We start from the raw sequence: 19580 nt of genomic DNA, 5'->3' as shown, positions 1-19580 counted from the left end.
TTCAAGCTGCTTCGGACAGCGCCTTCGGCCGGAAGGGCGCGACCTGCATGCCATCGGCATCCACGACGACGGCGCTGCCGTCCGGGATTTCCACCCAGGTATCGGCCTCGTCGTTCAGCGGCTCGGATACGAGGCAATAACCCGTTTCGCCGCCCATCGGCGCCGCGTAGAGCGTTGGCGGCTTGTGGTCGGTGGCGTAACGCACCGCGTAGAGTTCCCGGCCGTTGGAATAGGCGGCGGTGAAGCGCACCAATGCCTCGCCCGACTTTTCGATCGACAGATCCTCGACCGTGGCGATCGCCTTTTCCATGGCCTGGAACGGATCGGCATCCAGGCCGAACTGCAAGGCGAGCAGGAAGAGAAGTTCGGAATCCGTCGTGCCGTTACGGGCATCGAACAGCGCGTCCGAGAGCATGCCCTCCATGTGCCGGCGGATGCGCTCGAAACCGGAGATCTGGCCGTTATGCATGAAAGACCAGTGGCCCTGGACGAACGGATGGCAGTTGTCGCGCCGCGTCGCGCCATGGGTTGCCGCCCGCACATGGGCGAGGAAGAGCGGCGAACGGATCTGCCGCGCCAGGCTCTTCAGATTGCAGTCGGACCAGGCAGGAAGGATGTCGCGGTAACGGCCGGGTTCCGGCCGGTCTCCATACCAGGCAATGCCGAAACCATCACCATTCGTCGCGGTCTTGGCGCGAGTGGCGCAATGAGACTGCTCGATCAGGGAATGGGCCGGCGAGGAGACGAGTTCTTCGAGATAAAGAGGTTCGCCGCGATAGGCTGCCCAACGACACATGGGGTCTTTCTGCTCCGACATTGCCGACCGTGCGCGGCCCGAAAATCCAGGAACTTCAGGGTCTCTACAAAGGCTTAATGAAACATGAATTCGAGGGTTACATGCCGGTTTCTTGCTAAAGAATGTATCACTTTTTGCGACAAGGCGTGATCTTTCGAGGTTGCCGCCGGAATTTGGCGGCCTAGATAGAGGCTCATGTCGCGTAAAGAACAGTCGAGCCCAGCTACAGCAGAAGCGCCCCTTCCGGGGGATCCCGTTCTCGCCAGGCTCATGCTCGACCCCGGGGGATGGGCGCTGTTTCTCGATATCGACGGCACGCTGATCGAGCTTGCCGAGACCCCGGACGCGATCGTCGTACCGGCGGAGTTGCCTGACAACCTGCATCGTCTTTCCATGAGGCTTGGCGGCGCGTTGGCGCTGGTCACAGGCCGGGCTCTTCCCTATGCCGACCAGCTTTTCACCCCGTATCAATTCCCGATCGCCGGCCTGCATGGCTCCGAGCGCCGCGATCCCTCCGGGGCGATAAGCCGCGTCGAGATCAGCGCCGCGTTCGAGGATCTGAAGGCGGCTCTTGTCCGCGAGGCCCGTCAATGGCCGGGCGTTCTGGTGGAAGACAAGGGTGCGGCCGTCGCCGCCCATTATCGCCAGGCGCCGGAGCAACGGGAGGCGGTCGAGGCAGCCATGCCCCGCTACCTCGATATGGCGGGGCCGGACTTCACGCTCCAGCACGGCAAGATGGTAATGGAAATCCGGCCGGCCCAGGCGAGCAAGGGCCACGCCTTGCAGGCCTTTCTCGATCAACCGCCCTTCAAGGGCCGCAAGCCGATCGCCATCGGCGACGACGTGACCGACGAGGCGATGTTCCGCACCGCCAACGAACTCGGCGGCCATTCCATCCGTATCACCGAGACACCGGGTGACACGCAAGCCAAATCCACCCTCCCCTCGACCGCTGCCTTGCGCGCGGCAATCAAAGTGCTTGCGAGTGGCGTCAAGCCCGACGCCGCGTGAGCTGAAAGGACAATACCTTGAGCCGACTTGTCGTCGTTTCGAACCGTGTCTCCCTGCCGCAGAAAAGTGGCGATGCTCCAGCCGGCGGGCTGGCTGTCGCGCTGCAGGCCGCCCTGGAGGAACACGGCGGCATCTGGATGGGATGGTCCGGCAAATCCAGCGGCGCGAAGGAACCGGCCCCGCTCGACATGCAGCAGCATGGCAACATCACCTATGCGCTCACCGATCTCACCAAGACGGACGTCGAAGAATATTACCATGGGTTTGCCAACCGCGTGCTCTGGCCGATCTGTCATTACCGGATGGATCTTGCGGAGTATGGGCGCAAGGAGATGGCCGGTTACTTCCGCGTCAATCGCTTCTTCGCCCATAAGCTGGCGCCGCTCATCCAGGAAGACGACGTCATCTGGATACACGACTACCACCTGATCCCGCTGGCCGCGGAACTGCGCCAGATGGGCCTCAAGAACAAGATCGGCTTCTTCCTGCACATTCCCTGGCCGCCGGCTGACGTGCTTTTCACCATGCCCGTTCACGAGGAGATCATGAAAGGGCTGTCGTATTACGATCTGGTCGGGTTCCAGACGGATCACGATCTTGCGAATTTCGCGGGCGGGCTGGTGCGCGAGGGCATCGGCGAGGCGCTTGAGGGCGGAAAGCTCACCTCATACGGACGCACCTTCAAGGGCGGTTTCTATTCGATCAGTATCGAAACTGCCGCCTTTGCGGAATACGCAAAGAAAGCGGCGAGCAATATCATCGTGCGGAAGGCCAAGCAGAGTATCGAAGGGCGCGACCTGATCATCGGCGTCGATCGGCTAGATTACTCGAAGGGCATCACCCAGCGGATCGACGCCTTCGAGCACTTCGTCAAATCCAACCCCGCCCACCACAACCGTGTCACCTACCTGCAGATCACCCCGAAATCCCGCTCCGAAGTGCCGGAATACGAGCAGATGCAGCGCATGGTGGCCGAGCAGGCAGGCCGCGTGAACGGTGCGATCGGCACGGTCGACTGGGTGCCGATCCGCTATATCAACCGCTCGATCGGCAGGCCCGTTCTGGCAGGCCTTTATCGGCTCGCTAAAATCGGCCTCGTCACGCCGCTACGCGACGGCATGAACCTGGTCGCCAAGGAATATGTCGCGGCACAGGATCCGGAAAATCCAGGCGTTCTGGTGCTGTCGCGTTTTGCGGGTGCTGCGCGGGAACTGCGCGGGGCGCTGCTGGTCAATCCCTATGACATCGAAGGCACGGCAAACGCGATCGCGCGCGGCATCAACATGCCGATCGAGGAGCGCAAGGAGCGCTGGGGCCGCATGATGGAACATCTTCTCAAACACGACGTGACGCGCTGGTGCGACGATTTCCTCAACGACCTTACAGCAGCGTAAGCTCCTCAAAACCCTGAAGATCAACCCCCGGTGCCACGCCCGGCGAGTGCCTTGGTCATGACGTCCCCAAGGACGCCATGACTGTGCATGAAGATAGGCGATCACGCCGCCTGCTTCAGAGATCCGAGCGCTTCGTCGAGGCTCACATGGCCAAGGAACTGGCCGCTCGTCTGCGCTTCTTCCTGATGTTCGATGGCCCAGGCGAACCGCACCGCGGGGTCCTGCTGCAGACGCTCGTAGAGTGCATTGAGCCCCGGAAACTGCCCCCGGTCGACAACCTGGTGGAAATCGTTCCAGCGGGCGATGCCGGCGAAATAGGCATCCGCGAAGCTCTTCTCGTCGCCGAGCAGCCATTCGCGTCCACCAAGGAGCGTTTCGAGCTGCGCATGCGCCTTTTCGACCTTGGCGATACCATAGGTGCGAAGCGCCTGCTTGGCCTGCGGGTCGAGTTCATGCTCCACCGTGTGCCAGAGCGGACCGAAGGCGTTGAAAAAGGCAGTATTGAGGAAAGCCAGCATCTGGTTCAGCCGGTCGAATTTTTCCGATTTCGGATCGAAACCCCAGCCTTTCCCCACCGTGCGCGCGGCGATGTGGTTGAGGATCGCCATGCTTTCGCTCATCACCCGGCCATCCGGCAGCATCAGCGACGGTGTTTCGCCGATCGGATTGACCGGCTTGTAGGCCTCGCTCGAAACCACGGCCGGCATTTCGATGCGGCACAGCCGATAAGGCGCGCCGGTCCATTCGAGCGCGACGATCGAGCCGAAGGAACATCCTTCCGGAACGCCGTAAAACAGGATCGGTGTCATTTCATACTCCCTGGATTGAAACTTTGAGACACCAGCAATATGATTTCGTGGACGCCGGCGCGGTAGACGTCAATTTTCCACCTTTAAGTCTACAAGCATGGAAGCTGAGGATGACTTTGCCCAACCTCAACGATCTCTATTTCTTTGTGCAAGCAGTGGAGCACGGCGGCTTTTCCGCGGCAGGGCGCCGGCTCGGCGTGCCGAAATCCACCGTCAGCAAACGCGTGGCGGAACTTGAGGACCGGCTCGGCGTGCGGCTGATCCAGCGAACGTCCCGCAGTTTCTCGCTGACCGATCTCGGCCGGGATTTCTTCCGGCACGCGCAGGCATCGGTGATCGAGGCGGAGATGGCGGAAACCATCGTGCGTACCCATCTCGGCGAGCCGAGCGGCATCGTGCGGATGACGGCGGCGGTGCCGACCGCGCAATTCATCCTCGCCGATCATCTGGCCGAGCTTTCGGCACGATATCCGAAACTGCATCTTTCGCTGCATGTCAGCGACCGGTTCGTCGATATCGTTCAGGAAGGTTTCGATATCGCGGTACGCAGCCACCAGGCGCCGCTGCCGGATTCGACGCTGCTGCAGAAGAAGCTTGCGACCGACCCTTTTTTCGTCGTCGCCTCACCGGATTATGTTCGCACCCATGGCGAACCCTTACGGCCGGAGGATCTCGCCGGGCACAGGGCGGTCACCGCCGGCCCAACGGACATGGTCTGGAAGTTGGCCTCTGGGGATGGCGAAGCGGTCGTCGTGACACCCAGATCCGTGCTTTCCGCTGACGAGCCGTTGGTGATCATGAAGGCAACGATGGCAGGCCTTGGCCTGACCTGCCTACCGACTTCCGTCTGCCGCGGAGCGCTTGCCGAAGGAAGGCTGATCCGCCTGTTGCCCGATTGGACGGCCGGCAGCATCACCACGACGATCCTGATGCCGCATCGACGCGGGCAGCTTCCGGCGGTGCGCGCCGTCGTCGACTTTCTCAGCGAACGGATCGGCGCCTAAAAGGACTTTCATTTCGGCGGCTTGGCGGCTACCCATGGCCGTTCCATTCCCAAGAGGCCATCATGTCGATCGAACACACCGTCACGCCCGAACGTATCGCGGAAACCGAAACGCTCATCCGTCCGCATATCCGCCGCACGCCGGTGATGCGCGTCGACATGCGGGATTTCGGCGGGGCACCGCTGCCGATCGACCTGAAACTCGAGCTGCTGCAGCATTCCGGCTCGTTCAAGGCCCGCGGCGCCTTCACCAACCTTTTGACGCGCAATGTCCCGGCGGCCGGCGTCGTCGCCGCGTCCGGCGGCAATCATGGGGCGGCCGTCGCCTACGCAGCGATGAGGCTCGGCGTTCCGGCGCATATCTTCGTGCCGAGCGTGGCCTCGCAGGCGAAGATCGACCTCATTCGTTCCTATGGCGCGGAACTGGTGGTCGGCGGCGACCGATATAACGATGCACTGGCGGCGAGCCAGACCTATGTGGCGACGAGCGGTGCAATCGCCGCCCATGCCTATGACCAGGTGGAAACCCTGCTCGGCCAGGGCACGCTCGGCAAGGAGATCGAGGACGACCTGCCGGAGATGACGACGCTGATCGTTGCCGTCGGCGGCGGCGGGCTGATCGGCGGCATCGCCTCCTGGTTCCGCGGCCGGGTGAAGATCGTCGCGGTGGAATCCGACGGCGCGCCGACGCTTCACGAAGCCTTCAAGGCCGGCCGCCCCGTGGATGCGCCGGCCGGAGGCATCGCGGCGGATTCACTGGCGCCGAAACAGGTCGGCGAACTGATGTTCCCCGTTGCCCAGAAATTCCTCCAGCCGCCGATCCTGGTGACCGACGACGAGATCCTCGCTGCTCAGAAGGCACTGTGGGCCGGCGCCCGTATCGTTGCCGAACCCGGCGGTGCCGCAGCCTTCGCCGCGCTGCTTTCCGGCAAATATGTTCCCGGCCTCGACGAACGCGTCTGCGTGCTGGTCTGCGGTTCCAACACGACGGCGGTCAAGTTCGACTGATCATTCCGGCGGCAAGGGCACGTTCGGCCATTCCGTCGTGACCTCCGCCTGAACCGGTCGGTCGAGATAGGTGGAAAGTGCGATATAGCTGCGGGTGCCGCGCACGCCGGGCAGCGAATGGATCTGGCCGAGCAGGAATTCCAACGCCTGCGGATTTTCCATCCGCACCTTGAGGATCACGCTCGCATCGCCGGCAACGGAATGCAGTTCCTCCACTTCCGGAAAACGGGCGATCTGCATGAGCCGCTCGCTCTTGCCCCAGCCCGCCGCCTCCACATGCACGAAGGCTGTGAGAGGCTTGCCGACCGCCGTACCATCCAGCCGCGCCACCGTATCGCGGATCACGCCCGAACGCTTCAATCGCTTGACGCGCTCATGCACCGCAGGCGGCGACAGGCCCACGATTTCTCCCAGCGCCGCATAGCTCCGGTCCGCATCGGCGGCGAGTGCTGCTAATATCCTTCGGTCAAAAGCGTCCAGTGGGGCAGGCTCCCGCCGCTTCGGCCGAACATCCTCTGTATTTTCCATCCCATCGCCTCTTCAGCTTTTCTGCCGAATAGTATTCGGCAAGAATGAGGCATTACCAGATGAAATTCCAGAGGAAGCAAGATGAAGATGATTGCCCATAACCCAAAGGATGGCGTCTATGCCGCGACGCCGGACTATGTGCACGCCATGGAAGTGCGCAGCCCCGACCGCTTTCTTTTCGTCAGCGGCACGATGGGCCTCGATGGGAATGGAGCGGCGGGCACCGACCTGGAAAACCAACTCCGCCTGATCTGGTCGAACCTCAACCGGATTCTTGCCGAAGCGCGGATGACGACGGACAATATCGTGCGGCTGACCAGCTATCTGCGGCACGCCTCCTATGTGGAGGCAAACCAGAATGCGCGGCTTTCAGCACTCGGCGGCCGCATCGTGCCGACGACCGCCATCGTCGTCGAGACGCTGCGCGACGACTGGCTGGTGGAGATCGAGATCATTGCCGCGGCGTGAGCAGTCTCACGCCGCCTTGGCAACCTGATATTCCTTGATCGCGACCATCTTGATGGCCGGATAACGCTCCGACTCATAGCGCAGCGAGAAACTGTCCTGCGCCAGGAAAACCGGATCGCCATCGAGATCGCGGGCGATATCGCCGCGCTTTACCGTCAGGAACTTGTCGAGATCGGCCTGATTTTCGGCCGAAATCCACCGGCAGATCGAAAAGCGCGACGTTTCGAAGGAGACCGGCAGGCCGTATTCGCCCTGCAGCCGTTCCTTCAAGACGTCGAGCTGCAGCGCGCCGACGACGCCGACGATGGCTGGCGAGCCGTCTTCCGGCGAGAAGAGCTGCACGACGCCCTCTTCCGCCATCTGCTGCAGCGCTTCCTTGAGCTTCTTTGCCTTCATGGCATCCTCCAGCCGGACGCGGCGGAGGATTTCCGGCGAAAAGTTCGGCACGCCCTGGAACACCAGTTGTTCGCCTTCGGTCAGCGTATCGCCGATGCGCAGCGTGCCGTGGTTCGGGATGCCGACCACATCGCCCGCGTAGGCGGTATCGGCCAACTGGCGCTGGGACGCGAAGAAGAACTGCGGCGCCGTCAGCCCGAGCTGCTTGCCCGTGCGCGACAGCCGCGCCTTCATGCCACGCTCCAGCTTACCGGAGCAGATGCGCGCAAACGCGATGCGGTCGCGGTGGTTCGGGTCCATGTTCGCCTGGATCTTGAAGACGAAGGCCGTCATCTTGTCGTCGGTCGCGTGCACGGTGCGGATGTCCGCCACCTGGTCTCGCGGCGGCGGGGCGAAATCGCCCAGCGCATCGATGAGGTCGCGCACGCCGTAATTCCGCAGTGCCGAGCCGAAGAAGACCGGCGTCATGTGGCCTTCGAGGAAAGCCTTACGATCGAAGGGCCGGCAAGCCTCGATCGCCAGCTCGGTTTCCTCGACGAAGGCCGCGCGTTCGTTTTCCGGCAGGCGGTCGGCAACGCTCTGCGGGCCGTTGACCGGGGTCGCCTTGACGTCCGTATCCGAGCCGCGGACGGTATTGTCCGCCAGGTTATAGGAACCGCAAAAACTCTTCGAACGGCCGATCGGCCAGGTGACTGGGGCGGTGTCGAGCGCCAGTTTCTCCTCGACTTCATCGAGGATCTCGAAGGGATCGCGGCTTTCACGGTCCATCTTGTTGACGAAGGTGATGATCGGGATATCGCGCATGCGGCAGACTTCGAACAGTTTCAGCGTCCGCGGCTCGATGCCTTTTGCGGCGTCGAGGACCATGACCGCGGCATCAACCGCCGTCAGCGTGCGATAGGTGTCGTCTGCGAAGTCTTCGTGACCGGGCGTATCGAGGATGTTGAAGACGTTGCCGTCATATTCGAAGGTCATCACCGAGGTGACGACCGAGATGCCGCGTTCGCGCTCGATCTTCATCCAGTCGGACCGGGTCTGGATACGGTCCTTCTTCGCCTTCACTTCACCGGCGAGCTGGATCGCGCCGCCGAACAGCAGCAGTTTTTCGGTCAGCGTCGTCTTGCCCGCGTCCGGATGGGCAATAATTGCGAATGTGCGGCGGCGGGAAACCGCCTCGGCAATCGTTTCGGGCATTTTTTCTAGATCCTTTACGTTGCCGCGTATCTAACGACTCCGTGGATAACTTTCAATTCGTGTTTGACCGGAGCGACCGTGGGTCGACAAATGACATGATGAACATTCACGCACCCTCCTCGCCGAAGCTCAATCTCGTCCGCCTTCCTCACGGCGCCGGCCTCGATCTGCCGGCCTATGAAACCGCGGGCGCTGCCGGCATGGACCTGCGCGCCGCCGTCGAGGACGGCATGCCGCTGACGATCGCGCCCGGCAAACGGGCACTGGTGCCGACAGGCTTCATCTTCGAAATTCCCGAAGGGTTCGAGGCGCAGGTGCGGCCGCGGTCCGGACTTGCCTTCAAGAATGGCATCACCTGCCTCAACACGCCGGGCACGATCGACAGCGATTATCGCGGCGAGGTGAAGGTGCTGTTGATCAATCTCGGCGTCGAGGATTTCGTGATCACCCGTGGCATGCGGATCGCGCAGATGGTGATCGCGCCGGTGACCCAGGCTCGGGTGACCGAGATTACGGAAACCTCCACGACTGCCCGCGGTGCCGGTGGCTTCGGCTCGACCGGTCTTTGAACGCAAAGGCGTTTTCGTTCCCGACCACTTCCGGGAACAAAATTTCCATTTCTCTTTCCGTCCGGTTCCGCCTTGCTGGCATTCGTGGGGAACACGCCCTAACTTCTCTCCAAACTTAGGGAGAGCACTATGCCAGAGACCAGAAAGCCGGGCCGCGGCCGAATCTATTCCTCGATCACCGAAACCATCGGCGACACGCCGATCGTGCGCCTCGACAAGCTGGCCAAGGAAAAGGGCGTGAAGGCCAATCTTTTGGCCAAGCTCGAATTCTTCAACCCGATCGCTTCGGTTAAGGACCGTATCGGGGTGGCGATGATCGAAAGCCTGGAGGCCGAGGGCAAGATCGCGCCTGGCAGGACGACGCTGGTTGAGCCCACGTCCGGCAATACCGGCATCGCGCTCGCCTTCGCCGCCGCCGCCAAGGGCTACAAATTGATCCTGACCATGCCGGAGACCATGTCGATCGAGCGCCGCAAGATGCTCGCCCTCCTCGGTGCCGAACTGGTGCTGACCGAAGGCCCGAAAGGCATGAAGGGTGCGATCGCCAAGGCGGAAGAACTCGCCGCTTCGCTTCCGGATGCAATCATCCCGCAGCAGTTCGAAAATCCGGCCAACCCCGAGATTCATCGCAAGACGACGGCCGAAGAGATCTGGAACGATACCGACGGCAAGATCGACATCTTCGTTTCCGGCATCGGCACCGGCGGCACGATCACCGGTGCCGGCCAGGTGCTGAAGGAGCGCAACCCGGCACTCAAGATCATTGCCGTCGAACCGGAAGAATCGCCGGTCCTCTCCGGCGGACAGCCCGGGCCGCACAAGATCCAGGGCATCGGTGCAGGTTTCGCACCGAAAATCCTCGACACGCACATCTATGACGAGATCATCACCGTCAACAGCAGCGAGGCCATGGAGATGGCCCGTCTGGTGGCCAGGCTCGAAGGCGTGCCGGTCGGCATTTCCTCCGGTGCGGCGCTGCAGGCCGCCATCGAAGTCGGCAGCCGCGCGGAAAATGCCGGCAAGACGATCGTCGTCATCATTCCCTCCTTTGCGGAGCGCTATCTGTCGACGGCGCTGTTTGAAGGGTTGGGGAATTAGTGGGTAGTGGGTAGTGGGTAGTGGGTAGTGGGTAGTGGGTAGTGTCGGGCAAAGCCGGCGGCATACAAGCTGCCGAAAGCTCCATCCACTACTCACCAATCACTACCGACTAATCACTGCTCACTCCCCTCACGCCGCGGCCGTCGCCAGCCGTTCGCCGACCATGCGATAGGAAATCGCCTCGGCGAGATGAATGCGGCCGACCGTATCCTTGCCGTCGAGATCGGCGAGCGTGCGGGCGACTTTCAATATCCGATGGTATCCGCGGGCCGAGAACTTGAGCTTTTCGGCCGCATCCCTGAGCAACTGGAGACCACCGGGATCGGGTTCGGCGATCTTCTCGATCAGGGCCGTCGAGCAGCGGGCATTGGTGAGGACCCGCGGATAACCGGCCTGTTCGAACCGCTCCCGCTGCCTGTCACGCGCAGCCGCCACGCGCCTGGCGACATCCGCACTACTTTCCGCCGGCCGCGGACGAATGAGATCGGCGGCGGACACGGCCGGCACGTCGATGCGGATATCGATACGGTCCATCAGCGGCCCTGAAATGCGCCCCTGGTAGTCCGACATGCATTTTGGCCCACGTGCGCAGGAATGGCCGGGTTCGCCCGCCATACCGCAGCGGCACGGGTTCATGGCGGCGACGAGCTGGATGCTGGCAGGATAGGAAACCCGATGATTGGCGCGGGCGATAATGCACTCGCCGGTCTCCAGCGGCTGACGGAGCGCGTCCAGCGCCTGTGGCGAGAATTCCGGGAATTCGTCGAGGAACAGCACGCCGTGATGGGCGAGCGATGCCTCCCCGGGCCTGGCGCGCAGGCCACCGCCCACCAGCGCTGCCATGGTGGCCGAATGATGCGGCGTGCGGTAAGGCCGGCGATCGGAAAGCTTACCGCCGGAAAGCTGGCCGGCGATCGAATGGATCATCGACACTTCCAGCAGTTCGGCGGCTGAAAGCGGCGGCAGGATGGACGGCAGCCGGGCGGCAAGCATGGATTTGCCGGAGCCGGGAGGGCCGACCATCAAAAGATTATGGCCACCGGCGGCGGCTACTTCCAGCGCCCGCTTGGCCGATTCCTGGCCTTTGATGTCGACGAGGTCGGGCAAATTGGCAGGCAAGGCGCGACTTGCCGGCTGCGGGCGGGAGATGACCTGGGTGCCGCGGAAATGATTTGCGAGGGCGATCAGGCTGCGCGGCGCGACGATATCGATCTCGGCCCCTGCCCAGGCGGCTTCGGCGCCGCTGTCAGCCGGGCAGATCAGGCCCTTACCCAGAGCGTTGGCGGCGATTGCCGCCGGAAGTGCGCCGGCCACAGGTGCGAGCGTGCCGTCGAGGTTCAGTTCTCCGAGCACGACATAACCGGTGAGTGCATCGCCGGGAACGGCGCCCAGCGCCGCCATCAGTGCCAGTGCGATCGGCAGGTCGAAATGCGATCCTTCTTTCGGAAGGTCGGCCGGCGCCAGATTGACGGTGATCTTCTTCGGCGGCATGGCAAGGCCGGAGGCGTGCAACGCCGCCTGCACCCGCTCGCGGCTCTCGGCCACCGCCTTGTCCGGCAGGCCGACGATATGCATGTTGATCTTGCCCGGCCCGACCATGACCTGCACGTCGACCGGAACGCCTTCTATGCCCTGGAATGCGACTGTGCTGACGCGCGAAACCATAACCACCCCGCCCCTAACTTCATGTCCGGGACGCAGCGATACACGCTTTCCGTGCCAGGAATTGCAATCTGGCATAGAAATCAGAATGAAACAAGAACATTAACCGAACAATTTCACGCATCCGCTGCAAATGGGTTGCTGGCGGTTGTATCGTGAGAACAAAGGCGATCCGTATCCGAAACGCCTTGCATTCATCAGCCGCGTTTTGCCTCGATTGCATCCCAGAGGAGGCTTGCGACGTCGGCGCCGCCGAACTTCTTGACTTCGCGGATGCCCGTCGGGGATGTGACGTTGATCTCGGTCATGTAATCGCCGATGACATCGATGCCGACGAAGATGAAGCCGCGCTCGCGCAGGGCGGGTCCGATGCGGGCGCAGATTTCCTTCTCGCGCGGCGTGATCTCGGTCGCCTCGGCGCGGCCGCCGACATGCATGTTGGAGCGGCTGTCGTGTTCGGCGGGAACCCGGTTGATCGCGCCGACCGGCTCGCCGTCCACCAGAAGGATGCGCTTGTCGCCCTTGCGCACGGCCGGCAGATAGGCCTGGGCGATATAGGGTTCGCCGCGATACATCTGGCCGAACATTTCGAGCAGCGACGTGAAATTGCGGTCGTCGCGGGCGGAATGGAAAACTCCGGCACCGCCATTGCCGTAGAGCGGCTTCAGGATGATATCGCCCATCTCTTCCCGGAAACGGGCGATTTCGCCCGGATCGCGGCTGATCAGCGTTGCCGGCATCAGATCGGCGAATTCGGTGACGAAAATCTTCTCCGGCGAGTTGCGCACCCAGGCGGGGTCGTTGACGACAAGCGTTTTCGGGTGGATGCGCTCGAGCAGATGGGTCGAGGTGATATAGCCCATGTCGAAGGGCGGATCCTGACGCAGATGAACGACGTCCATCTCCGACAGATCGACGCGTTCCTTCTCCCCGAGCGTGAAATGATCGCCCTTGACGTCGCGCACCTGCAGCAGCTCGACAGCGGCGAAGATCTTGCCGTCACGCATGGTCAGGCGGTCGGGAGTGTAGTGAAACAGCTCGAAGCCACGCGCCTGCGCTTCGAGCGCCATGGCGAAGGTGGAATCGCCGGCAATGCTGATGCCGGAAATATGGTCCATCTGGAACGCGACCTTGCGGATTTTCGCCATGACTTCAGCCCCCTAGGATTGGCCCGCCTGATGTAGGATGGCGGGCCTCCAAAGGCAACTGCAATCGGGCCGATATCACGCGGAGATGCCGACCTGCGTCTTTGCCCGCAACATGTTGCGCAGGCGGAAAAGCATGGCGATCGGCTTCGGGAAAGGCCGGCGGATGAAGGCGACCTTCTTCAGATATTTGTCGATGCGCCAGGTGGCCCAGGTCCGGCCCTTGAAATAGGCGACATCGCCTGCCTGGAGAACGCGCTGGGTGCCGTCTTCGGCAGTCACATGCACTTCGCCCTCGAGGATCACCACCGTTTCGTCCCAATGGAAGTACCAGCGGAATTCGCCGGCCGTACATTCCCAGACACCGGTCGTCGCGCAATCGTCCTCGGCTGTGGAATGAGAACCGGCACGCGCCTGCGGATCGCCGGCGATGACCCAGGTGGGCTCGATCGGCATCGGCTTCATTTCGAGAGAATGCGGACAGGCGCCGATAAACGGCTTCACCTTCGGCTTTTCAGGTGCGTAGGACTTGGACCGAAATGCAATTGCCGCTGCGGTCGCGGCGAGGACGTGCCAACTCATGTTTCCCCCGGAAGCTGTCAATTCCGGGAGATGCTAGCGGCAAAGAGTAAGCCCGCTCTTCAGGCCGATGTTAGAATTTTAACGATCGGCCTCAATTTCGGATTGGGCCCTCAGATAACCGGCTCGACCGGCGCGAGCTTTGCCTCTGCCGGAACGTTGCCCGGCAGGCGCTTGCCCGTTTCGATTGAGAAGAAGTGCAGGCGTTTGGCATCGACGGCAATGCGCATTTCCGGCGATAGCGCAATCTCCGGAGAAACGGCGGCGGTGATCTGCTGGTCGCCCACCGTGCCGTGGATCAGGCGCTGGGCGCCAAGCTCCTCGGTGTATTCGAGACGGAAGGGCAGAGCCTCCTCGTCGTCGCGGGCGATACGCAGATCCTCGGCGCGGACGCCGACGGTGACGGCACCGGAGGTCGGCGCGAAACCGTTGAGGGCGATCATCGCCGGGCCGATCGCCAGCTTGTCGCCATGCAGCTCGCCCTTGACGAGGTTCATGGCCGGCGAGCCGATGAAGCTTGCAACGAAGGTGGAGGCCGGCGCGTGGTAGACTTCCAGCGGTGCGCCGATCTGCTCGATCTGGCCGCCGTTCAGAACGACGAGACGGTCGGCCAGCGTCATGGCTTCGAGCTGGTCGTGGGTCACGTAGATCGACGTGGTACCAAGCCGGCGCTGCAGGCGCTTGATCTCGCCGCGCATGGAAACACGCAGCTTGGCGTCGAGGTTGGAGAGCGGCTCGTCGAACAGGAAGGCTGCCGGCTTGCGCACGATGGCGCGGCCCATGGCGACACGCTGGCGCTGGCCACCGGAAAGCTGGCGGGGCTTGCGTTCCAGATACTGGGTGATCTCCAGCATGCGGGCGGCTTCGGCGACACGGGCGTCGATCTCGGCCTTCGGCGTGCCGCGGTTCTTCAGACCGTAGGCGAGGTTATTGTAGACCGTCATATGCGGATAGAGCGCATAGTTCTGGAACACCATGGCGATGTCGCGCTCGGCCGGCTCGATCTGGTTGACGACTCGTCCGGCAATCGTCACCTCGCCTGCGGAAATGGCTTCCAGCCCTGCAACCATACGCAGCAGCGTGGACTTGCCGCAGCCCGAAGGACCGACGAGGACGATGAACTCGCCGTCGACGATGTCGATGGAGACGGAGCTTACCGCTTTCACGCCGCCCGTATAAATCTTCGAAACTTCTGAAATGTGAATTCCAGCCATGTTATTTCTCCGTTTCAGTGAGCCCGCGGATGAACAACCGCTGCATGAAAACCACGACGAGGATGGGGGGAAGCATGGCGAGAACGGAACCTGCCATGACCAGCTGCCACTCGATGACACCGTCCTGCACGGTGACCATGCGCTTCATTCCCATCATCAGCGTGTAATAGCCGGGGTCGGTGGTCACCAGGAGCGGCCAGAGGTACTGAACCCAGCCATAGATGAAGAGGATGACGCATAGCGCGCCGATATTGGTGCGCGAGAGCGGCAGCAGGATGTCCCGGAAGAACTTCATAGGGCCTGCCCCGTCCACCCGGGCCGCTTCCAGAAGCTCGTCGGGGACCGTCATGAAGAACTGGCGGAACAGGAAGGTCGCCGTGGCCGATGCGATCAGCGGGACGGTCAGACCGGCCCACGAATTCAGCATGCCGAGGTCGGCGACGATCTTGTATGTCGGCATGATGCGCACCTCGACCGGCAGCATCAGGGTCACGAAGATGATCCAGAAGGCCAGCAGCCGGAACGGAAACCGGAAGTAGACGATGGCGAAGGCGGAAAGGATCGAGATCGAGATTTTTCCGATCGTGATCGCCAGTGCCATGATCAGAGAGTTCAGCGCCATGTGCGAATAATTGGGCAGGCCGTGAGCCGCGGAGGCACTCGTCAGAATGGTCGAATAGTTCTCGATGAGATGCGACCCCGGCAGAAGCGGGACAGGCCCGCTCATCAGCGTCGAGACGTCGTGGGTCGATGCCACGATCGCGACATAGACCGGTAGCGCAACCATCAGAAATCCGAGGATCAGGAAAGCGTGGGTGAGGAAGGTCAGGAAGGGGCGATTTTCAACCATGATCGTTCCTCAGTACTGGACGCGGCGTTCGACGAAGCGGAACTGAACGAAGGTCAGCAGCATCACGATCAACATCAGCAATACCGACTGCGCCGAGGACGAACCGATGTTCAGACCAACGTAACCGTCCTGGTAGACCTTGTAGACGAGCGTGGTCGTCGCCTGGGCAGGCCCTCCCCCCGTCGTGGCATCCACGATCGGGAAGGTGTCGAACATCGTGTAGTTCACGTTGATGATGAACAGGAAAAACGTCGTCGGCGACAGAAGCGGCAGAGAGATGGTGAAGAAGCGCCTCACCGGGCCCGAACCGTCGATGGCGGCAGCCTCGATCAGCGACTGCGGCACCGACTGCAACCCGGCCAGGAAGAAAAGGAAGTTGTAGGAGATCTGCTTCCAGGCTGCCGCGATGATGATCAGGATCATGGCATGCGTGCCATTGAGATCATGGTCCCAGCGAATGCCCAGGCGCTCCAGGAAGAAGGGCAGCAGGCCGGTGGATGTATTGAAGAGAAACCACCACAGGACCCCCGCCACGACGGGGGCGACGGCATAAGGCCAGACAAGCAGGGTGGTATAGACTTTTGCGGACCGCGCCAGGCGATCGACCGCAGCCGCGAATGCGAGGCCGAGCATCATCGAAAGAACGGTGACGGATACCGCGAATACGGCGGTGCGCCCGAGCGCATCCAGATAATTCGGGTCCGCAAACAACTGCCGATAGTGGGTCAACCCTACGAAAACGGTCGAGAAGCCAAAAGGATCTTCCCGCTCGAAGGAGGATTTCACTGCCTGCGCGGCAGGCCAGATGAAGAAGACGAGCGTGATAGCGAGCTGGGGCGCGAGCAGCAGATAGGGCAGCAGGCGGTTGTTGAAGGTTGTTCTTTTGGTATCCACCGGTCCCTCACCACAACGTAACAAGCAAGCAAGGGAGGGCCGGCGACAGCCGGTCCTCCCTGCAGCAATAGGAACAATCAGTTCGAGTTGGCAGCTTCGAATTCACGCAGAAGCGCATTGCCGCGCTGCACCGCGCTGTCGAGCGCCTGCTTGGCGTCCTTCTTGTTGGCGAGGAGCGCCTGGAACTCTTCGTCGACAATGGTGCGGACCTGGGTGAAGTTGCCGAACCGTACGCCCTTCGAATTTTCCGAGGGAGTACCGCGGGTGATCTGCTTGATGGCGATGTCGGAACCCGGGTTCTTTGCGTAGTAGCCCTGCTTTTGGCCGAGATCGTACGCGGCATTGGTGATCGGCAGGTAGCCGGTGAACTGGTGCCAATCGGCCTGGACTTCAGGCTTGGAGAGATAGCTGAAGAACTTGGCTACGCCCTTGTAGGTCGCCTTTTCCTTGCCGTTCAGCACCCAGAGGGTGGCGCCGCCGATGATGGAGTTCTTCGGCTCCTTGATCTCGTCATCGTAGTAAGGCAGCGGGGCAAAGCCCGGTGTGAAGGTCTTGGCGTTGTTGATGACGCCTGCGCGACCTGCGGAGGAGTTCATCGTGATGGCGCATTCCTGGGAATAGAACATGGTCGCCGCCTGGTCGCCACCGACCGGACCGCCGTACTTGAACAGGCCTTCGTCCTGCCACTTCTTCAGGTTTGCCCAGTGCTTGGTCTGCAGAGGACCGTTGAAGCTGAATTCAGACTTCACACCGCCGAAACCGTTCTGCAGAGTGCCGAAAGGCTTGTCATGCAGCGCCGAAAGGTTTTCGGTCTGGACCCAGGTGATCCAGGCCGAGGTCACGCCACACTTGGCAGCGCCGGAGGAAACGATCTTCCTCGAAAATTCCTCGACTTCCTTCCAGGTCTTCGGGGCAACCTCGGGATCAAGGCCGGCCTTTTTGAAGACGTCCTTGTTATAATACATGATCGGCGTGGAGGAATTGAAGGGCAGCGACAGGATGTTGCCCTTCGTATCGGAATAGTAGCCGGTAACAGGAGACAGGAATGTCTTGGTGTCGAAGGGTTCGCCTTCATCGGCCATCAGCTTGTAGACCGGATAGACGGCGCCCTTGGCGGCCATCATCGTGCCGGTACCAACTTCGAAGACCTGGACGATGGCCGGCTGCTGGCCGGCACGGAACGCGGCGATCGCGGCGGTCAACGTTTCCGGATAGCTTCCCTTGTAGACCGGAACGACCTTGTAGTCGCTCTGGCTCTCGTTGAACTTCTGGGCGATCTCTTCGAGCTTCTTGCCGAGCTCGCCGCCCATGGCATGCCACCAGGTGACTTCTGTCGCGGCAAGCGACGAGGTCGCAGACAGTGCGACCGCGATCGCGGCCATCGAAAGTTTTTTGAACATTTTAAGGTCCTCTCCACCTCTGTTGGGGTGAGGACCGCAATAGGGCCAGGCTGTGACAGGCCCTTAACAGTTTTATGTCAGGAATATTACATTGCACACCTATGCAATAATTTCACATCAGCGTCAGAAAGCATTCGCAAAATGCCGCGGCAGACGGCCGGGAAGCACCGCGATCACGTCGTAACGCCGAGACAATCTCGCGGCATCCTGCCGCTTTGAAAGCCAGACATCGCTTGCGGCTCGAATTCGGCTCTGGGTGACGTAACCGACGGCGTCGATCGCCTCCTGTTCGCCGACCCGCGCCTTGACCTCGACAAAGGCCACCAGATCGCCTTTGCGGACGATCAGATCGATCTCCCCGAGCTTGGTGCGGTAACGGATCGCAAGGACTCGATAGCCTTTGACCAGGAGATAAAGCGCAGCGAGATATTCCGAGGCATGGCCCCATCGCTGAGCCTTTTGCCGCTGAGCTTTCTGCCGCCCGACCTTGCGGCGCCTCAGGACCGGGTCAATCTCCGCCACCCGCCTCGCCTTTCAGGTTCAGAAGCCGCTGATAGAGATCCTTGCGCGGAAGTCCGGTGACGCGGGCAGCTTCGGCCGCCGCTTTGGCGGCTGGCATGGAGGCCGAAAGCTGGCGCAGCAGCACGTCCACCTCGACTTCCCCGGGCGGCTCCTCTGCCTCGGGCGGCGCCAGGAGCAGCACGATCTCGCCCTTCACGACGCGGTCGTCATTGTAGTAGGCGGCAAGCTCCTCCAACGTGCCGCGGCGAAACTCCTCGAACGTCTTCGTCAATTCGCGGCAGACCGCTGCACGTCTGCCGCCCCCGAGCACTGCGGCGGCGGCGCCAAGCGTTGCGCCGATGCGATGCGGCGATTCAAAGAAGATCAAAGTCGCCGGCACTTTCGAAAGCTCGGCCAGCCGGTCCCGCCGACCCTTGTCCTTGACCGGCAGGAAACCGGCAAACAGGAACGCATCGGACGGCATGCCGGAACCGACGAGGGCTGCGAGCGGCGCCGAGGCGCCGGGGATCGGCACGACCTTATGGCCGGCCTCGATCGCCATCTGGCCGAGCCGGTAACCGGGATCGGAGACGAGCGGCGTGCCGGCATCGGAGACCAGCGCCACCGATTTCCCCTCTTGCAGCGCGGCGATGAGCTTCGGGCCGACCTCGTCGGAATTATGCTCGTGATAGGCGTAGGGACGGTTGACGATGCCGTAGCGGTCGAGCAGCACGCGGGTCACCCGGGTATCCTCGCATGCGAGCACATCGGCACCTGAGAGCGTTTCGAGCGCCCGCAGCGTGATGTCGCCGAGATTGCCGATCGGGGTTGCGACCAGATAAAGCGCCGGCTCCAGCGGTCGCGCGGGCACGAAAGTATTGGCGACGCGATAGCCGCGCTGGCTGCTCTTCGGTTCATCGGTCAAGGGGTATCACGCGCAGATGGATGGTCATGAGCCTTTATGGGCAAGCCGGCCGGCTTCGGCAAGTAACGGGCAAGCTGTTGAGAACGCATATTTTCTGTGTGCAGTGCGTGAGACAGATGTGAAATGACTTGCTAAC

The 19580-nt window shown here is 62.0% G+C and carries 20 protein-coding genes; 7 read left to right on the top strand and 13 right to left on the bottom strand.

The window, feature by feature from the left end; translation table 11 throughout:
- Nucleotide 1: 1 nt before the first annotated feature.
- Nucleotides 2-796 carry a class II glutamine amidotransferase gene (locus C5J24_RS08930; RefSeq protein WP_105417311.1) on the bottom strand — a complete coding sequence of 265 codons (795 nt, stop codon included), beginning with the start codon at nt 794-796 and terminating at the stop codon, nt 2-4.
- Nucleotides 797-991: 195 nt separating this feature from the next.
- Between C5J24_RS08930 and otsB the strand changes: the two genes are divergently transcribed.
- Complete coding sequence (otsB, locus tag C5J24_RS08925; protein WP_105417309.1) at nt 992-1807, top strand: trehalose-phosphatase; 816 nt, start codon at nt 992-994, stop codon at nt 1805-1807.
- A gap of 17 nt (nt 1808-1824) precedes the next feature.
- Nucleotides 1825-3201, top strand: a complete 1377-nt coding sequence (gene otsA, locus C5J24_RS08920; protein WP_105417307.1) for an alpha,alpha-trehalose-phosphate synthase (UDP-forming) — start codon at nt 1825-1827, stop codon at nt 3199-3201.
- 101 nt (nt 3202-3302) lie between these two features.
- Here otsA and C5J24_RS08915 read toward each other — a convergent pair whose 3' ends face one another.
- Nucleotides 3303-4010: a glutathione S-transferase family protein gene (locus tag C5J24_RS08915; RefSeq protein WP_105417305.1), complete on the bottom strand. Its 708-nt coding sequence runs from the start codon at nt 4008-4010 to the stop codon at nt 3303-3305.
- Nucleotides 4011-4120: 110 nt separating this feature from the next.
- Between C5J24_RS08915 and C5J24_RS08910 the strand changes: the two genes are divergently transcribed.
- Nucleotides 4121-5014: a LysR substrate-binding domain-containing protein gene (locus tag C5J24_RS08910; protein WP_105417303.1), complete on the top strand. Its 894-nt coding sequence runs from the start codon at nt 4121-4123 to the stop codon at nt 5012-5014.
- A gap of 62 nt (nt 5015-5076) precedes the next feature.
- Nucleotides 5077-6021: a threonine/serine dehydratase gene (locus C5J24_RS08905; protein ID WP_105417301.1), complete on the top strand. Its 945-nt coding sequence runs from the start codon at nt 5077-5079 to the stop codon at nt 6019-6021.
- Here C5J24_RS08905 and C5J24_RS08900 read toward each other — a convergent pair whose 3' ends face one another.
- The gene (locus tag C5J24_RS08900; RefSeq protein ID WP_105404236.1) at nt 6022-6549 is read right to left on the bottom strand and encodes an Lrp/AsnC family transcriptional regulator; all 528 of its coding nucleotides are present in this window, start codon (nt 6547-6549) and stop codon (nt 6022-6024) included. It lies immediately after the preceding gene.
- An 81-nt stretch (nt 6550-6630) separates the two neighbouring features.
- Between C5J24_RS08900 and C5J24_RS08895 the strand changes: the two genes are divergently transcribed.
- Nucleotides 6631-7017: a RidA family protein gene (locus C5J24_RS08895; protein ID WP_105404237.1), complete on the top strand. Its 387-nt coding sequence runs from the start codon at nt 6631-6633 to the stop codon at nt 7015-7017.
- A gap of 6 nt (nt 7018-7023) precedes the next feature.
- Here C5J24_RS08895 and C5J24_RS08890 read toward each other — a convergent pair whose 3' ends face one another.
- Nucleotides 7024-8607 (bottom strand): peptide chain release factor 3, encoded by a 1584-nt coding sequence (locus C5J24_RS08890; RefSeq protein WP_105417299.1) that lies wholly within the window; start codon nt 8605-8607, stop codon nt 7024-7026.
- 98 nt (nt 8608-8705) lie between these two features.
- Here C5J24_RS08890 and dut point away from each other — a divergent pair, with 98 nt between their 5' ends.
- Together dut and cysK are read left to right on the top strand one after the other, a co-directional pair.
- Nucleotides 8706-9176 (top strand): dUTP diphosphatase, encoded by a 471-nt coding sequence (gene dut, locus C5J24_RS08885; protein ID WP_105417651.1) that lies wholly within the window; start codon nt 8706-8708, stop codon nt 9174-9176.
- A gap of 129 nt (nt 9177-9305) precedes the next feature.
- A complete protein-coding gene (cysK, locus tag C5J24_RS08880; RefSeq protein ID WP_105417297.1) occupies nt 9306-10274 on the top strand; it encodes a cysteine synthase A in 969 nt (322 codons plus the stop codon).
- A 129-nt stretch (nt 10275-10403) separates the two neighbouring features.
- On the opposite strand, the gene C5J24_RS08875 is transcribed toward cysK, so the two are convergent.
- The 9 genes from C5J24_RS08875 to rsmI form a co-directional block, all read right to left on the bottom strand.
- Nucleotides 10404-11939: a YifB family Mg chelatase-like AAA ATPase gene (locus C5J24_RS08875; RefSeq protein ID WP_105417295.1), complete on the bottom strand. Its 1536-nt coding sequence runs from the start codon at nt 11937-11939 to the stop codon at nt 10404-10406.
- Nucleotides 11940-12133: 194 nt separating this feature from the next.
- On the bottom strand, nt 12134-13084 hold the full coding sequence (gshB, locus tag C5J24_RS08870) for a glutathione synthase (RefSeq protein WP_105417294.1): 951 nt from the start codon (nt 13082-13084) through the stop codon (nt 12134-12136).
- Between the two features lie 75 nt (nt 13085-13159).
- Nucleotides 13160-13663, bottom strand: coding sequence for a cupin domain-containing protein (locus tag C5J24_RS08865; protein ID WP_046609561.1), 504 nt, complete (start codon nt 13661-13663; stop codon nt 13160-13162).
- 110 nt (nt 13664-13773) lie between these two features.
- Nucleotides 13774-14874, bottom strand: coding sequence for a sn-glycerol-3-phosphate import ATP-binding protein UgpC (locus C5J24_RS08860; RefSeq protein ID WP_105417292.1), 1101 nt, complete (start codon nt 14872-14874; stop codon nt 13774-13776).
- Nucleotide 14875: 1 nt separating this feature from the next.
- Nucleotides 14876-15724 carry a sn-glycerol-3-phosphate ABC transporter permease UgpE gene (gene ugpE, locus C5J24_RS08855; protein ID WP_105417290.1) on the bottom strand — a complete coding sequence of 283 codons (849 nt, stop codon included), beginning with the start codon at nt 15722-15724 and terminating at the stop codon, nt 14876-14878.
- Between the two features lie 9 nt (nt 15725-15733).
- Nucleotides 15734-16618, bottom strand: a complete 885-nt coding sequence (ugpA, locus tag C5J24_RS08850) for a sn-glycerol-3-phosphate ABC transporter permease UgpA (RefSeq protein ID WP_105417288.1) — start codon at nt 16616-16618, stop codon at nt 15734-15736.
- A gap of 77 nt (nt 16619-16695) precedes the next feature.
- Nucleotides 16696-18018, bottom strand: a complete 1323-nt coding sequence (gene ugpB / locus C5J24_RS08845; RefSeq protein ID WP_105417286.1) for a sn-glycerol-3-phosphate ABC transporter substrate-binding protein UgpB — start codon at nt 18016-18018, stop codon at nt 16696-16698.
- 123 nt (nt 18019-18141) lie between these two features.
- Nucleotides 18142-18540 carry a YraN family protein gene (locus tag C5J24_RS08840; RefSeq protein ID WP_105417284.1) on the bottom strand — a complete coding sequence of 133 codons (399 nt, stop codon included), beginning with the start codon at nt 18538-18540 and terminating at the stop codon, nt 18142-18144.
- Complete coding sequence (gene rsmI / locus C5J24_RS08835) at nt 18527-19444, bottom strand: 16S rRNA (cytidine(1402)-2'-O)-methyltransferase (RefSeq protein ID WP_105417282.1); 918 nt, start codon at nt 19442-19444, stop codon at nt 18527-18529. The genes C5J24_RS08840 and rsmI overlap by 14 nt, the downstream gene beginning before the upstream one ends.
- Nucleotides 19445-19580: the final 136 nt, after the last annotated feature.

The organism is Neorhizobium sp. T25_27, assembly GCF_002968565.1.
GTDB classification, from domain to species: Bacteria; Pseudomonadota; Alphaproteobacteria; order Rhizobiales; family Rhizobiaceae; genus Neorhizobium; species Neorhizobium tomejilense.
The sequence above is the reverse complement of the archived record's forward strand: the minus strand, read 5'-3'. Positions and strand labels throughout refer to the sequence as shown.

What these genes read in the sequence shown, in the direction of transcription:
- C5J24_RS08860 (WP_105417292.1), bottom strand. Translation starts at nt 14,874, where the DNA reads ATGGCTGGAATTCACATTTCAGAAGTTTCGAAGATTTATACGGGCGGC.
- C5J24_RS08895 (WP_105404237.1), top strand. Translation starts at nt 6,631, where the DNA reads ATGAAGATGATTGCCCATAACCCAAAGGATGGCGTCTATGCCGCGACG.
- C5J24_RS08915 (WP_105417305.1), bottom strand. Translation starts at nt 4,010, where the DNA reads ATGACACCGATCCTGTTTTACGGCGTTCCGGAAGGATGTTCCTTCGGC.
- C5J24_RS08930 (WP_105417311.1), bottom strand. Translation starts at nt 796, where the DNA reads ATGTGTCGTTGGGCAGCCTATCGCGGCGAACCTCTTTATCTCGAAGAA.
- ugpB (WP_105417286.1), bottom strand. Translation starts at nt 18,018, where the DNA reads ATGTTCAAAAAACTTTCGATGGCCGCGATCGCGGTCGCACTGTCTGCG.
- C5J24_RS08910 (WP_105417303.1), top strand. Translation starts at nt 4,121, where the DNA reads ATGACTTTGCCCAACCTCAACGATCTCTATTTCTTTGTGCAAGCAGTG.
- gshB (WP_105417294.1), bottom strand. Translation starts at nt 13,084, where the DNA reads ATGGCGAAAATCCGCAAGGTCGCGTTCCAGATGGACCATATTTCCGGC.
- C5J24_RS08865 (WP_046609561.1), bottom strand. Translation starts at nt 13,663, where the DNA reads ATGAGTTGGCACGTCCTCGCCGCGACCGCAGCGGCAATTGCATTTCGG.
- ugpE (WP_105417290.1), bottom strand. Translation starts at nt 15,724, where the DNA reads ATGGTTGAAAATCGCCCCTTCCTGACCTTCCTCACCCACGCTTTCCTG.
- C5J24_RS08875 (WP_105417295.1), bottom strand. Translation starts at nt 11,939, where the DNA reads ATGGTTTCGCGCGTCAGCACAGTCGCATTCCAGGGCATAGAAGGCGTT.
- cysK (WP_105417297.1), top strand. Translation starts at nt 9,306, where the DNA reads ATGCCAGAGACCAGAAAGCCGGGCCGCGGCCGAATCTATTCCTCGATC.
- C5J24_RS08905 (WP_105417301.1), top strand. Translation starts at nt 5,077, where the DNA reads ATGTCGATCGAACACACCGTCACGCCCGAACGTATCGCGGAAACCGAA.
- C5J24_RS08900 (WP_105404236.1), bottom strand. Translation starts at nt 6,549, where the DNA reads ATGGAAAATACAGAGGATGTTCGGCCGAAGCGGCGGGAGCCTGCCCCA.
- C5J24_RS08890 (WP_105417299.1), bottom strand. Translation starts at nt 8,607, where the DNA reads ATGCCCGAAACGATTGCCGAGGCGGTTTCCCGCCGCCGCACATTCGCA.
- otsB (WP_105417309.1), top strand. Translation starts at nt 992, where the DNA reads ATGTCGCGTAAAGAACAGTCGAGCCCAGCTACAGCAGAAGCGCCCCTT.
- dut (WP_105417651.1), top strand. Translation starts at nt 8,706, where the DNA reads ATGAACATTCACGCACCCTCCTCGCCGAAGCTCAATCTCGTCCGCCTT.